Source organism: Marinomonas communis (assembly GCF_004363305.1).
In the GTDB taxonomy this organism is placed as follows: Bacteria; Pseudomonadota; Gammaproteobacteria; order Pseudomonadales; family Marinomonadaceae; genus Marinomonas; species Marinomonas communis.
Genome location: NZ_SNZA01000005.1, coordinates 272470 through 286888, shown reverse-complemented (window position 1 = coordinate 286888; position 14419 = coordinate 272470). Strand labels below are relative to the sequence as shown.

The following is a 14419-nucleotide window of genomic DNA, read 5'->3' as shown; positions in this document are numbered from 1 at the left end:
GCATTAGGGAGATGAAGTTTTATTCTTCGTCATCTTCAAAAACAAGCTCGGTCACAACTTTAGAGCCGCACTTAACGCACTCACCTTCAATCCAATTACGCTCTCCAGCTTCAAACTCTTGTGGATTTTTCATACCTAAATCCATTTCCATACATTGGTTGCACCAAGTCTGTTGCAAAAAGTCGCTCTGCTCTTCTGGAGAGCGAGCAAAGAAGTCCTTCTCTATTGGTGTAACGTCAACCTCGTTAGTCATTTATTTTACCTTTACCTGTGTACTGATAATGAAGAGAATTCAACAATGGATCTGTCATACCAGCAGTTTGTAAGCTGCTGCTTAATACAGAGTTTAACGCCACAGTATTAGCGAACTTTTCAGGCGTACCATTAAGTAAGATATCTAATCCAACCTGCCCTTCAACGATGCTTTTTAACTGAACCTGCTTCACGATTCCCATTGATGAAATATACTGACGCAAGGTGGACATCGCCGTATAGTTACGAACCCCATCTACTTGAACATACATTTCTTGCGGAGTAAGCGTTTTTATAGAAGCATAGCGATCAGAAAGCAAAGCAGCTAAACGCACCAAAACCTCTTCTACCGCTTCTTGCTGCGTTGGCTTGGTTGCAGAAATCAAACGAGATGACTGATTTGGTGTAAGCAGCATTGACTCAACTACGGCTTCACCACGATATTCACTCAGACGTATCGCCAAGACAACATCCGTTTGGTAACGCTGACTCGCTGCTAAAATATCTTCTTCAAAGAACCCCCACAAAGCACTTGAGCTTAGTGTTTGCCTATCTGTCGCATCCACTAAAGGCGCATAAACAGGCAAACCAAAGTGCTTCGCGTCATCAAATAACTTAGATAGTGCCGAAGACGGCTGATTCGCACCAAACATTTGACGTTGACCTGATTGATCTTCTATCAACCAAACCAAAATACTTGGTCTATTCTCTCCCCACACAGGTAGGTCGTTATCATATAAGAACGAATCAACCGACTCTTTGTAAAAAGTGACATTGATTTCTTTGGCCGCTTCAGGACCATCCGCACCCTCGATGGTATCAATCACATCTTGAACGGAGTGCTGTGCCACCCAACTGGCTGCAGACTGATGTGCTTTTTGAGTTACACGAGAAGAAATATCTTGTTGTTGCCCGGAAACTCGCGCCAACACATCATCAATCGCTTCATTAAATGCACGATTTAGTAGCTGGCGATCATCTAAGCTGGCGGGTACTTGGACAACGGCGGAATACAAATTTGATACTTGTACCGCATGCCCGAGGGACGACAACATCAGCAACCATAAACAAACAATACGCTTCAAAACTATCCCCTTTCATATCGTATTTTCTCTATTCTACTGTCTTCTATGCAAAGAACCATAGCCCTTATTTTCCACTGTGTTAAAATGCCGCTTTTCCCACACCATGATAAGGCATAGGCAATGACCGAATCGAAAAAAACCTCGATTAGTTACAAAGACGCAGGCGTAGACATTAACGCGGGCAACGAATTGGTTGAACGTATTAAGGGCGTCAGTAAAAAAACACGCCGACCTGAAGTACTAGGTGGCTTAGGTGGCTTTGGCGCACTGACACGACTACCTCAAAAGTACAAAAACCCTGTCTTAGTTTCTGGTACTGATGGCGTGGGTACAAAATTACGCTTGGCAATGGACCTTAACAAGCACGATACGATTGGTATCGACTTGGTAGCGATGTGTGTTAACGATCTTGTTGTTGCAGGTGCCGAACCGCTGTTGTTCCTTGACTACTACGCAACAGGCAAACTAGACGTTGATGTTGCTGCGGACGTTGTAACAGGCATCGGTGAAGGCTGTCTTCAATCTGGATGTGCGCTAGTTGGTGGCGAAACTGCAGAGATGCCTGGCATGTACCATGACGGTGATTACGACCTAGCTGGCTTCTGTGTTGGTGTGGTTGAAGAAGACCAAATCATTGATGGTAGCAAAGTTGAAGCAGGCAACACCCTGATCGCACTTGGCTCATCTGGCCCACACTCAAACGGCTATTCTTTGATCCGTAAGATCCTTGAAGTAAGTGGTGCCAAGCTGGATCAAGAAGTTGACGGCGTAGCGCTAAAAGATGCTCTACTTGCGCCGACTAAAATTTACGTTAAATCTATCCTTAAATTGATGGAGTCAGTAAACGTAAAAGCACTTTCACACATCACGGGTGGCGGTCTACTTGAGAACATCCCGCGCGTTCTTCCTGAAGGTGCTGCGGCCTACATTGATGCTGCAAGCTGGACTCGTCCTGCCATCTTTGATTGGCTACAAGAGCAAGGCAACGTTGAGCAAGAAGAAATGTACCGCGTACTAAACTGTGGTGTCGGTATGGTACTTGCGATCGATAAAGCAGATGTAGAAAACGCTCTTGCAATTCTTAAAGCCGAAGGCGAAAACGCATGGGTAATCGGTGAAATTCGTGAGAAAGCCGGAAAAGAGGTTGTGATCTCTGACCTTGAGGCTTCTGCATGAGTTTTCCAGTCGTTGTGCTAATTTCTGGCAGCGGCAGTAATTTGCAGGCTTTGATTGATCAAAGCCTGCAAGGTCAATTAGACATTGATATCAAAGCCGTTATCAGCAATAAAGCGTCTGCGTACGGATTAGAGCGTGCCAGTCAAGCTGGCATTGCAAACCACGCCTTGGATCATAAGCAATTTGAAAGCCGAGAGTTATTTGATCAAGCTCTGATGAGCCTGATTGATCAATATCAACCTAAGCTGGTTGTACTGGCTGGATTTATGCGTATTCTTACCGAAGAATTCACGCGCCACTATGAAGGCCGCATGTTGAATATTCACCCTTCTTTGTTACCGAAATACAAAGGCCTGAATACTCATCAACGTGCAATTGATGCGGGCGAATCGGAGCATGGTGTGTCGGTTCATTTTGTGACTTCGGAACTTGATGCAGGATCAGTGGTCTTACAAGCAAGTACTGAGATTAACGAAAACGATACGGCAGACTCTTTAGCTCAAAAAGTTCATGCTCTTGAGCACATCATTTATCCACTCAGTGTTAAATGGTTCAGTTCAGGTAGGCTGAAACTGGAAAGTGGCCAAGCCATGTTAGATGGACAACCTTTGCCTGAGTCAGGCGTTCGTTACACAACGGATTTAAACGAACATTAGGAATAACAAGATGGGTATTATCAGAACATCTTTTATCGCAACGTGTTTGCTCTTGATAGTACCCTCTTACGCCGAAGACATTTCACAGAATTCGGGAGCCCCCATCCCTGCATCAGAGCCTGAATTTTTCGCACCTTATCAGGTCACCTACAGCACACTGTACAAAAAAGGCATTACCCTTAAAGTCGAAGGCACCCAAACACTGACCAAGCAAGCGGCAGACCTTTGGCAATTCAACTTTCATGTCGACACACTGCTAGCCTCTTTAAAAGAAACGAGCCTGTTCAGCCTCCAATCAGGGAGCTTACGTCCAACTGAGTACCACTACAGTTCAAGAATCCTAGGTAAACGTAAAAATGTCAAAGTAGAGTTTGATTGGGATGAAATGGTAGCGTCGAACACGGTAAAAGATAACACTTGGAAAATGCCCATTGACGATATTTCACTAGATCGTCTAACACTTCAGTTACAACTGCGATATGACCTGTTAAGCGGGAGAGAACAGCTTGCTTATAATATTGCTGATGGAGGCAAGCTTAAGCAATACACATTCGAAACCAAAGCAAAAGAGTTAGTGCAGACAAAATTAGGAGAGCTTGAAACAATCAAGGTCATTCGTACTGACAACCTCTCAGACAAACGCCATCAGTACTTCTGGTTCGCTCCAAAACTCGACTATTTGCTTGTTAAGATGGAGCACTTTGAAAAGGGAGAGTCGTATACTCTCAATGTGGATAAAGTAGAACAATCCACTACAACTAAAGATTCAACTCCTCAATACGATTAATATTGAGCAATTCCTCCTGTCGATCCCAATAAACGGACTCGCACCCAAGAAAGTTATAAAAGCCCATTACCCCGAAGTGCTCAGCTCTATCCAAATACTCTGATAAACATTGCTTTAAACGGGCGACAGGTAAAACTGCATGCAGAGGCTGCCACCCATTTTCCGTTTTCAGACAATGAACCTTACTCGGTGCGGCTTTCGAGGCAGCCAACAAACTTTCTAATGCAAGCGTTGAAATCCGAGGCGTATCACAAGGTAAAATCAGAATAGACTGCTGATCTTCTAAACTCGGCAACATGGCAAACAAGCCGCCTAATGGACCGATAGTTTGCCAAGGAGGTTGATCAACAACGACGTCATCAGCCAATGTTTTATAGTACTCAATATTCTGGTTGGCGCTTATTACAATACGATTGGTAAAGGGCTGTGCCGCACATATGACATGTTCAATCAGAGGAACACCCTGGTAAAGCTGACGCGCCTTGTCGACGCCTCCCATACGCAGAGCCTGCCCACCCGCCAAAATCAAAACTGAAACATCGTCCCTTGAAACCATAGACCTATACTACTTGATTGTATTGCAAATACTCACGATGCCTTGACTGCCAGAGTAAAGCTGCCAGCTCTAAACAGTGAGCCTGATCCGGCTCATTATGGATTAATCCCAGTACGCCCGCCATAGTTTGCAAAACCGCTTTTTCACCGAATGGGTCGACCGAGACACCTGTCCAATGATCAATCAGGCGCTCAATGGATAAATTGTCTTTGTTACGGGTATGTTCGTGCTCATAACGTGCCCATTTATCCCATTTTAATTGCCCATCCTGAACAGTTGCCAATGTGACCTCTCTTTCTGGATTAATTTCAGCTTCACCGTTGCCCCCTCTGAAGATCAATACAGAAGGATCTTCAAGCTGCAAACAGGCTTGTGCGTGCAAATCATCATAGCCTTTGTGAAACACACCATGCACACTGTGCTTCGCTTGCAACGGGTTCATCATTCGAACCACTGTGTTAACCGGTGAGCGCAAGCCTAAGGACAGCTTTAAATCCATCATTTTGGACAGGCGCTTATCGATGCTCGCAAGCGGTAAATAAAGAAAGCGATGTTGCGCAAGGTGGTCTTCCAATAGATGAGCATTCTGCTCCGTTAGAAATGGCAGACCTAAAGACTGGATAACCTCATCAACGTATAGTCGCCCTTCTCCTTTAAAAGAGTGCCCATGCATGACGATTTGATAGCCAGCATCAGCTAGTGCAAGTGCAGAAAGCAAGAACCAAGGCAGTTCATTGCGCTTTCCTGCATAAGCAGGCCAATCAATATCCACCTTAGCATTAGGCATCTGTTTTGCTAAATGTGCTCTGACAGCTTTGGTAAAACCAACGGTCTCCTCAACGGTCTCCTCACGAATGCGGATCAACATCCAAAAGGCCCCTTCCTGCTCGGGTAACGCTTGTCCTGCCAACATCATCGACATTGCCAGCTCCGCTTCGTCCATGGTTAATGTGCGAGCACCTTTCTTACCTTTACCTAAGATCTTAATAAATTGCGTGAAATCTGCACTCATGACACCACCTCTACGATATTAGGTAATAATTGTTTAATCTCTGGGATACAAGAGCCGCAGTTTGTTCCACATTGCAACGCTTCCCCTAGCTTAGCAACGCTGTCTTGCCCGCTTTCAATGGCTTGTAAAATTTGCTTTTCACCCACTTGGAAGCAAGAACAAACGATGGCGCCTTTATCAACTGCACCCGAAGCGCGCCCCACTAATAGCGCTAAACGCTCGTTAGCCGTTAACGCTTCACATTGAAGTACCTGCTCCTCCAACCAATTTGATACCGGAAGATTTGGAGTTGCTTGTGTCAACAAAACAGCTTTAGGAACACCATCTACAAAATAAACACGTCGTACATGCTGATTAATCGGGTTCTCATACTCAAGCCACTCACCACCAGGAGACGCCGCTTCGATGACAAGGTTCAGTTCCGCCATACAAAGCTCATCTTGGTAAGCAAACTCAAGCCGCTCTCCGAAATCCGTTGGCACTCTGCACCAATACTCGAAGCCCTCAACAATCTCTAATGCTGTCGATACCAAATAGCCGTAACGAATGTTTTCAACAGGCTGCAAGTTCACCACTGCATGTTTTGATTCTGGTTGCCCCGAGAGCGCATCCACAATTTGTGGGATCAGCGATGACACTACCGACTGACTGGCAAATTGTCTGGTCCAATGAATGGGCACAAACACATTCTTCGGCAGCACCTGATCAGACAGTTTTGCTCTCAGAACTGCTTCTCCATATAGAGACGTTAGGCGAACTAACTGGTGGTCTGCGATCGATAACGCTGCAGCGTCCTGCGGGTGAATTTCAACGTAAGGCTGATCTATATGTCGTGACAAAATGGCCGCATCACCGGTTCTCGTCATGGTGTGCCATTGATCACGAACCCTGCCGGTATTGAGTACAAAAGGCCAATCTTCATCAGGAGCAATCTGTGGCTCTTTTACATCAATGGGGATGAAGTTTGCTTTACGATCCGCCGTAAAAAACCTCCCGTCGGTAAACATTCTCGCAGTACCATTCGGGCTTTCCTTTGTCACCGGCCACTGGATTGGCAATAAGTCTTGGTAGGCTTGCTCACTAATGTTGCTAAATAAACTGATATCAAAGTCACGCTTACCATGGTTTTCAAAACCCGACAGAGCGGCATGCTCACGAAAAATATCATGTACCGAACGATAGCTGAATGCGCTCTGATACCCCATCGCACCAGCAACCTGACAAATCGCCCACCAGTCGGCTTTCGCTTCACCTCGCGCAGGGAGCAATCCGCGCTGTCTTGATATGCGCCGTTCAGAATTGGTAACCGTTCCGTCCTTTTCACTCCAAGGCAAGGCCGGCAGTAACACATCCGCGTAGGCAGTAGTATCGGTAGATTGCTTGCAATCACTGACGATGACCAACTCGCATTTCTCTAGTGCACGGCGCACCTGTTCTGTATCAGGCAAACTAACCATCGGATTTGTCGACATAATCCAAAGAACTTTGATTTTCCCTTGTTCAACCGCTTGGAACATATCAATGGCCTTCAGACCATTTTCCTGTGCCATATTAGGAGCTTGCCAAAAGCGCTGGACCAACTCGATTGCGTTCGGTGTTGCGAAGTCCATATGCGCCGCTAGCTGATTTGCCAAGCCGCCGACTTCTCGCCCCCCCATGGCATTCGGCTGTCCTGTGATTGAGAACGGCCCCATTCCTTCTTGGCCTATTCGCCCTGTCGCCAAATGACAATTAATAATGGCATTACACTTATCTACCCCAGAGGAGGACTGATTAACGCCCTGAGAATAAAAGCTCACCGTTTTGTCTGTTGTTGCCCACCAAGTCGCTAACCGCTCTAGATCTTCTTCACTAACACCACAATGTACAGAAACCGTTTTCGCATTCGGTGCTGATCGTTGAGCCGACGCCAAGGTGGCATCAAACCCATTAGTATGTTGTTTTATGTATTCGCCATTGGTCACAAAACGACGCTCAGATTCCGCCAGCAGAAAATTAAAGATCGCCGCATCAGACCCCGGACGAATAGCTAAATGTAAGTCTGCAATATCACACGTCGCCGTTTTACGGGGGTCAATCACGACCACTTTCATTTTTGGGCGCTTCGCTTTAGCAGCGGCAATTCTTTGGAATAAGATAGGATGAGTCCAAGCAGCATTTGAACCCACCATGATTAGCAGGTCGCACTTTTCTAAATCTTCATAGTTGCAAGGTACCGTGTCGGAGCCGAATGCTCGTTTATAGCCAACCACTGCCGAAGCCATGCAAAGTCTGGAATTCGTATCGACATTGGCGGTTCCGATAAAACCTTTCGCCAATTTATTAGCGACATAGTAGTCTTCCGTCAAAATCTGGCCGGATAGATAAAACGCAAAAGCATCAGGACCATGCTGTTCAACCACTCGCTGAATGCGCTCGGCTATGTAGTCAGTAGCTTCTTGCCATGAAACATCTTGACCATCAACACGTGGTGTCAAAAGCCGATCTTCATGGACTAACGTATCTTTTAAGTTGCTGCCTTTAACACATAAACGGCCAAAATTAGCTGGGTGTGAATCATCGCCCGTTAGGCTAGAAAAACCGTTCTCGGGCTGCTCTGCTACAGAGACTTTTACACCACAGCCTACGCCACAGTATGGACAGGTAGTTAAAGCTGACATACTTTCCTCTACACATAAAAAAAGCCCTGATTCCTTGCGGAATTCAGGGCTACTTTGCCAAACAGCAGAATCCCAACACTGGATATTCTGAACATATTAGTTTTAGCAATAATTAGGCCAAGTATTTGCCATCAAAAACAAACAAATCGCCTTACATTGGGGAATTACACAAGCCTTTTGACAGTAAAACGCACCAAAAAAGCTCACACTCTCTTAACTGGCTAGATATACGTCGTTATCCACCAATTTAATCGGCCATACCTTCAAAGTGATGTCTTCTTCTAAACACTGGCCAGAGTTAAGTACGTAATGCTGTTTATATAGGGGACTGGCGACAACCCATTGTCCCTCTAAATGAGCGGTCAAACCACGGGACATAACATTGGCTTTACCAATCGGGTCCCAGTTACTGACAGCAAAGACCGACTCTTCCGCTTCAGGCACATAGAAAATTGCCACTTGCTCACCATTCACCATTGCGGCAACGCCAGCATCTTCCACCAAATCATCTTTCGTACAAATTAAGTTCCAGTTCATAAGGACCACCTATACCGCCTTGGCAATGAGTTCATACTTTTCATCTTCTGTCGCCGGACGAATTTGGTCCCGCTCTTGAACAAAGACAACGTTTTCATCCGTACCATCATAATTGACGAACTGGCGGAATGTTTTCAGTGCTTTCTCATCATTTACCGTTGTTTTCCACTCACACTGGAAAGTATCCACAACATGAGACATTTGTTGCTCAAGTTCATCGCCAAGACCTAACGAGTCATTTATAACCACGTCTTTTAGATAATCTAATCCCCCCTCCAGGCCATCCATCCATACAGAGGTACGCTGCAGACGGTCTGCAGTTTTTACATAGAACATCAGAACACGGTCAATGTAGCGGATCAGCGTTTCGTCATCGAGGTCAGTAGCAAACAGATCCGCGTGACGTGGCTTCATTCCACCATTGCCACAGACATAAAGGTTCCAACCCCCTTCTGTAGCGATTACACCGATGTCTTTACTCTGCGCTTCGGCACACTCACGAGTACAACCAGACACGGCAAACTTGAGCTTATGAGGGGAGCGCAATCCTTTGTATCGATTCTCAATTTTTATCGCCATTCCAACACTGTCATTGACACCATAGCGACACCATGTGCTACCAACACAGGACTTTACTGTACGAACAGACTTACCATATGCTTGGCCCGTTTCGAATCCAGCATCAATTAAACGCTTCCAAATTTCTGGCAATTGAGCCAAAGTCGCACCAAATAAATCGATACGTTGTCCGCCAGTGATCTTGGTATAAAGCTTGTAATCCTTAGCGACCTCACCGATTACGATCAATTTTTCAGGCGTAATTTCACCGCCTGGAATCCTTGGTACGATTGAGTAAGTACCATCTTTTTGCATGTTTGCAAGGAAACGATCGTTTGTATCCTGAAGACTGATATGGTCATTCGTAAGGACATAGTCATTCCAAACTGATGCCAAAATTGAGCCTACTGCAGGCTTACAGATCTCACAACCGTGACCTTTACCATGCTTATCTAATAGCGCTTTGAAGCTCTTAATACCTTCAACTTTCACCAGGTTGTAAAGGTCTTGGCGGGTAAATGGAAAGTGTTCACAAATATCAGTACTGACCTCAACCCCTAAGGCCGTTAGTTCGTTATCCACCACTTTTTTCAAGAGTGCTGCACAACCACCACAGCCAGTCGCAGCTTTGGTCGCCCCTTTGACATCTGCGACACTCATCGCTCCAGACGCCACAGCATCGGAAATGTCTTGTTTAGTAACGTTATGACATGAACAGATCGATGCCGCAGCAGGCAATGCATCCACGCCTAAGCCAACAGACTCGCCATTCGAAGCAGGCAAAATAAGTGACTGCGCCTGCTCAGGTAGATCGATACCGTTGAGGTAGTATTGCAGCAATGTATCGTAATAGCTGTTATCACCTACCAGCACAGCACCAATGACTTTCTTGCCATCTTCACTGACAACCAGTTTGCGATACTCTTGATTTACTTGGTCCTGATAAATGAAGCTACGCGCTCCCTGAGAGATAGCATGGGCATCACCAATCGAACCCACATCACAACCCAAAAGTTTAAGCTTGGTGCTCATGTCGGCTCCGGTAAATGCAGCTCCAACATTACGCATCAAGTGCCCTGCAGCGGTTTTCGCCATGGTATAGCCCGGTGCAACCAATCCGTATATGCGACCTTCCCATAGAGCACACTCACCAATCGCGTAGATATCCGCGTCACTGGTAATACACTGATTATTGATTACAATGCCGCCGCGCTCGCCGATCTCCAGCTCACTTTGGCGTGCTAACTCATCTCGTGGTCGGATACCCGCGGAGAATAAAATTAGATCCGTTTCTAGGAAGTCACCACCTGCAAAATTCATTCGATGGTATGCTTGCTCACCATCCACAATGTCGTTTGTAGCCGTTGCCGTGAGTACAGAGACGCCCAGCCCTTCGATCATTTCTTTTAGAACAGCACCGCCCGTTTCATCCAGCTGTACCGGCATCAGTCTTGGTGCAAACTCAACAACACTGGTTTCCAAACCAAGGTTTTTAAGGGCATTAGCGGCTTCCAAACCTAATAACCCACCACCGACAACCGTACCCGTTTTTACTTTATCGGCACATGCTTTAATAGCATCCAGATCATCTAGGGTACGATATACAAATGTGTTCTCACGTTGATGCCCTGGAATAGGAGGTACAAAAGGATAAGAACCTGTTGCTAAAACAAGTTTATCGTAGGAAACGGCCTCACCATCTTCGATGAGAACAAGCTTCTGTTCTCTGTCTAAAGCAATCACTCGAGTATTGGTGTAAAACGTCACACCATGATTAAGATAGTAATCACTGGTTGTCATAGCTAAGTCTTCAGCGGTCGCACCGTTGAAGTAATCACTAAGATGCACACGATCGTATGCAAGATTAACCTCTTCCCCAAACACCGTAATATCGTATTCATCAAGGCCCCCCAGTTCGATTAACTGCTCAATGAAATGGTGGCCGACCATGCCATTCCCCACCACGACTAGCTGTGATCTGGATGTTTGATTTGAACCCAAGAGTGACGTCATTATGTTCCCCTTACTAACTCGACCTCATTGGCCGGCAACATCTGACGTTAGAGTTTCAAAAGCGTTTTAAGACTGGCAGTACGCTTCGCCAAAGGCCAGAAACTCCAACATTTCAGAAATATTGGTTTCGTTCTGAATAAGCTGGGAATACCAGCTACCATCGGCGACGTTGCCATAAAGAATTGCGCCAACTAAACAGTCACCTTTGACGATTAGTTTGCGATAATGATTTAAACCAGAGTCGAACAATACGATCTCTTGATCTGGCACGCTCTGTATTTCTCCAACAGAAAATAGATCTACACCAGACACTTTTAGTTTGGTTGAAATCGGCCGTACACTGAATTCAGCCGATTGGCCCTGTAACGTCTTAACGAGAACATTTAACTGATCCCATATTGGCGCCACCAAGCCAAATGTGTGTGTTTCGAACTGACAACATTCCCCAAGTGCGTAAACACCCGGCTCAGAAGTCTGCATATCCGCACCAACTAAAATAGCACGGTCCACTTCCAGCCCACTCTGCTTAGCTACTTGGATCTCAGGAGAGATACCCGTCGCTACAACAACCATATCCACGTTGATAAGGCCTTTATCTGTTTTAATAGCAGTCACAAGCGAGGAAGCGTGATCGACTTCTAAGCATTCAGGGTTAGCCCCCGTTAGAAACTTCACACCTTTACCTTGTAAATTGTCTTGCAATAAGTGTGCCGAGCGCGCATCCAACTGACGATTTAAGATGTAATCTGAGCGCTGGATAACCGTTGGCGTATGACCATTCTTAGCTAACCCCACCGCTGCTTCGAGACCTAACAGACCACCTCCAACTACCGCCACATTCGAGCCAGAAGCCAGAGATAACAAGGCATTTACATCTTTCCAGTCTCGAAAACCGACAACATTTTTTGCATCAACTTGCGCCCAATTAGGTAAAAATGAGCGTGCACCTGTTGCATAAACAAGATAATCAAAGGCGATTTCTCTGCCACTTCGCAAACGGACTTTCTTGCACTCATAATCGGCTTCTTCTACCGGATCACTGGACAAGATTTCCGCACCATATTGAGACATTGCACCAACATCTACCAGAGCGATCTCTTCACTAGAAACTTCTTTGGCAAGTACGGACGACAGCATAATACGGTTATAACCAATTTGAGCCTCTTCACCAATTAGCGTCACTCTGAACGGAGTATGCTCTAAGGTCGACAACTCATAGGCAAGCTTAGAGCCTGCCATGCCAGCACCAATGATAACAACACGCTTTTGCAAACTCGCCATGCTAACTATTCGCTACCAGTTTATCTTCACTCTTAGCGTCTTTTTTAGGTTTGCTGATTGGCTCAACTTTGCGCTGCTTTTCATACAAGAAAGTCAAAACTTGAGCACGGTAGTCTACATATTTAGGGTCATCCGCTAACGCAAGACGATCACGTGGGCGTTCTAAATCGACATGGAGGATTTCACCAACCGTCGCAGCTGGGCCATTCGTCATCATCACGATACGATCTGATAAAAGAACCGCTTCATCCACATCATGGGTGATCATGATAACGGTGTTGTTCAAATCACGCTGAATCTCCATCAAGGAATCCTGAAGGTGTGCTCGCGTCAAGGCATCCAAAGCACCGAATGGCTCATCCATCAACAACACACTCGGCTCCATTGCCAAGGCACGCGCAATACCGACACGCTGTTTCATACCACCAGAAATCTCTGATGGACGCTTATCCGCAGCATGCGTCATATGAACCAACTCAAGATTGTGCATGATCCAATCATGCATCTCTTTCTTACTTTTCTTGCCTTTGAAGACCTGCTTCACGGCAAGTTCAACGTTTTCATAAGATGTTAACCAAGGTAACAATGAGTGGTTCTGAAAGACCACAGCACGCTCAGGCCCTGGCCCTCTCACCTCTTTACCGTCAAGCAGCACACCACCTTCGGTTGCATCATAAAGGCCTGCGACAATGTTTAACACTGTGGACTTACCACAACCCGAGTGACCGATTAACGAGACAAACTCGCCCTTATCAATCTTAAGGTTCACGCCATCTAACGCTTTAAAAGAGCCCTTCGGTGTAGGGAATTCAATGGAAACTTTACTAATATCTAAATGTGTCATGCTATACCCCTTAACGAAGAACCTGCGTTTTATCCCATGAGAAATGGCGTTGTGTGAATAACATCGCTCGATCAAGCAAGAAACCAATGAAACCAATCATGATAACTGCCACCATAATTCGCCCCAGTGAGTTCGAGCTACCGTTCTGAAACTCGTCCCAGACAAACTTCCCTAAACCTGGGTTTTGCGCCAACATTTCAGCGGCGATTAGTACCATCCACGCAATACCTAGCGACAAACGTAAACCGGTGAACATCATTGGCATCGAAGAAGGAATAACAATCTTGATGACATGTGTCAGCCAGCTCAAACGCAGCACTTTAGAAACATTTAACAAATCTTTTTCGATCGCAGCCACACCAACAGCGGTATTAATCAATGTCGGCCACATACAACACATCGTGACGGTAAACATCGAAGTTAAGAAAGACTTAGAGAACATAGGATCAGCAGACACATACGTCGCACTAACCACCATGGTGACAAGGGGCAGCCAAGCAAGCGGAGACACTGGCTTAAAGATCTGAATAATAGGGTTTAGTGCACTGTAAATCATACTATTTAAGCCAATTACAATGCCCAACGGTATCGCAATCAATGTTGCCAAGCCAAAACCCGCCAAAACGGTATACAAGCTAGTGAAAATTTGATCAAAGAAGGTTGGTTTACCTGTGTACTCACGCACTTTAGGAACATAGTTTGGATCTTTGGCAACGCGATCTGCATTTCGCTTTTCTTGGCGCTCATAGAAACTTTGCTCCTTAGAACGCTCTCGCTGATGGTCCGCTAGCAATCCAGTCCATTGCTCATAAACGGCAACAGGACCAGGAAACTTACCCAATGATGTATTGATACGTTCTGCACCCACCTGCCAGACAAACAAAAACACTACAATACCTAGCAGTGGCATCAGTAAATTTTTAAATTGAAAAGCAGACAACTGCTGTGAACCAAATGTTTTTAGTGAATGAACCAATGCGCTCATATTCTCTCTCCCGCAAG

Annotated in this window: 13 protein-coding genes; 3 read left to right on the top strand and 10 right to left on the bottom strand. The window is 45.7% G+C overall.

The annotated features are described in order from the left end of the window. Nucleotides 1-19: 19 nt before the first annotated feature. On the bottom strand, nt 20-253 hold the full coding sequence (locus C8D85_RS14975) for a hypothetical protein (protein WP_133564207.1): 234 nt from the start codon (nt 251-253) through the stop codon (nt 20-22). Next, complete coding sequence (locus C8D85_RS14970; RefSeq protein WP_133564205.1) at nt 246-1337, bottom strand: DUF2066 domain-containing protein; 1092 nt, start codon at nt 1335-1337, stop codon at nt 246-248. Before C8D85_RS14970 ends, C8D85_RS14975 begins: the two co-directional genes overlap by 8 nt. Before the next feature lie 120 nt (nt 1338-1457). Here C8D85_RS14970 and purM point away from each other — a divergent pair, with 120 nt between their 5' ends. Genes purM through C8D85_RS14955 form a run of 3 tightly spaced genes read left to right on the top strand, consistent with a single transcriptional unit; the run spans nt 1458 to nt 3956 of the window. Further along, on the top strand, nt 1458-2513 hold the full coding sequence (gene purM, locus C8D85_RS14965; protein ID WP_133564203.1) for a phosphoribosylformylglycinamidine cyclo-ligase: 1056 nt from the start codon (nt 1458-1460) through the stop codon (nt 2511-2513). After that, nucleotides 2510-3169 (top strand): phosphoribosylglycinamide formyltransferase, encoded by a 660-nt coding sequence (gene purN / locus C8D85_RS14960; protein ID WP_133564201.1) that lies wholly within the window; start codon nt 2510-2512, stop codon nt 3167-3169. Before purM ends, purN begins: the two co-directional genes overlap by 4 nt. Before the next feature lie 10 nt (nt 3170-3179). Continuing rightward, nucleotides 3180-3956: a DUF3108 domain-containing protein gene (locus C8D85_RS14955; protein ID WP_133564199.1), complete on the top strand. Its 777-nt coding sequence runs from the start codon at nt 3180-3182 to the stop codon at nt 3954-3956. Here C8D85_RS14955 and C8D85_RS14950 read toward each other — a convergent pair. The 8 genes from C8D85_RS14950 to C8D85_RS14915 all read right to left on the bottom strand — a co-directional run bounded on the left by C8D85_RS14950 (nt 3928) and on the right by C8D85_RS14915 (nt 14402). Beyond that, nucleotides 3928-4512, bottom strand: coding sequence for a molybdenum cofactor guanylyltransferase (locus C8D85_RS14950; protein WP_133564197.1), 585 nt, complete (start codon nt 4510-4512; stop codon nt 3928-3930). The two genes, C8D85_RS14955 and C8D85_RS14950, sit on opposite strands and share 29 nt — an antisense overlap. A gap of 4 nt (nt 4513-4516) precedes the next feature. Beyond that, nucleotides 4517-5524 (bottom strand): glycosyl transferase family protein, encoded by a 1008-nt coding sequence (locus C8D85_RS14945; protein ID WP_133564195.1) that lies wholly within the window; start codon nt 5522-5524, stop codon nt 4517-4519. After that, nucleotides 5521-8184 carry a nitrate reductase gene (locus tag C8D85_RS14940; protein ID WP_133564193.1) on the bottom strand — a complete coding sequence of 888 codons (2664 nt, stop codon included), beginning with the start codon at nt 8182-8184 and terminating at the stop codon, nt 5521-5523. The genes C8D85_RS14945 and C8D85_RS14940 overlap by 4 nt, the downstream gene beginning before the upstream one ends. A 213-nt stretch (nt 8185-8397) precedes the next feature. After that, nucleotides 8398-8721, bottom strand: a complete 324-nt coding sequence (gene nirD / locus C8D85_RS14935) for a nitrite reductase small subunit NirD (RefSeq protein ID WP_133564191.1) — start codon at nt 8719-8721, stop codon at nt 8398-8400. 9 nt (nt 8722-8730) lie between these two features. Further along, nucleotides 8731-11292, bottom strand: a complete 2562-nt coding sequence (nirB, locus tag C8D85_RS14930; RefSeq protein ID WP_133564189.1) for a nitrite reductase large subunit NirB — start codon at nt 11290-11292, stop codon at nt 8731-8733. A 66-nt stretch (nt 11293-11358) separates the two neighbouring features. Next, nucleotides 11359-12573, bottom strand: coding sequence for an NAD(P)/FAD-dependent oxidoreductase (locus C8D85_RS14925; RefSeq protein WP_133564187.1), 1215 nt, complete (start codon nt 12571-12573; stop codon nt 11359-11361). Nucleotide 12574: 1 nt separating this feature from the next. Continuing rightward, nucleotides 12575-13417, bottom strand: a complete 843-nt coding sequence (locus tag C8D85_RS14920) for an ABC transporter ATP-binding protein (protein WP_133564185.1) — start codon at nt 13415-13417, stop codon at nt 12575-12577. 10 nt (nt 13418-13427) lie between these two features. Further along, nucleotides 13428-14402 (bottom strand): ABC transporter permease, encoded by a 975-nt coding sequence (locus C8D85_RS14915; RefSeq protein WP_133564183.1) that lies wholly within the window; start codon nt 14400-14402, stop codon nt 13428-13430. Nucleotides 14403-14419: the final 17 nt, after the last annotated feature.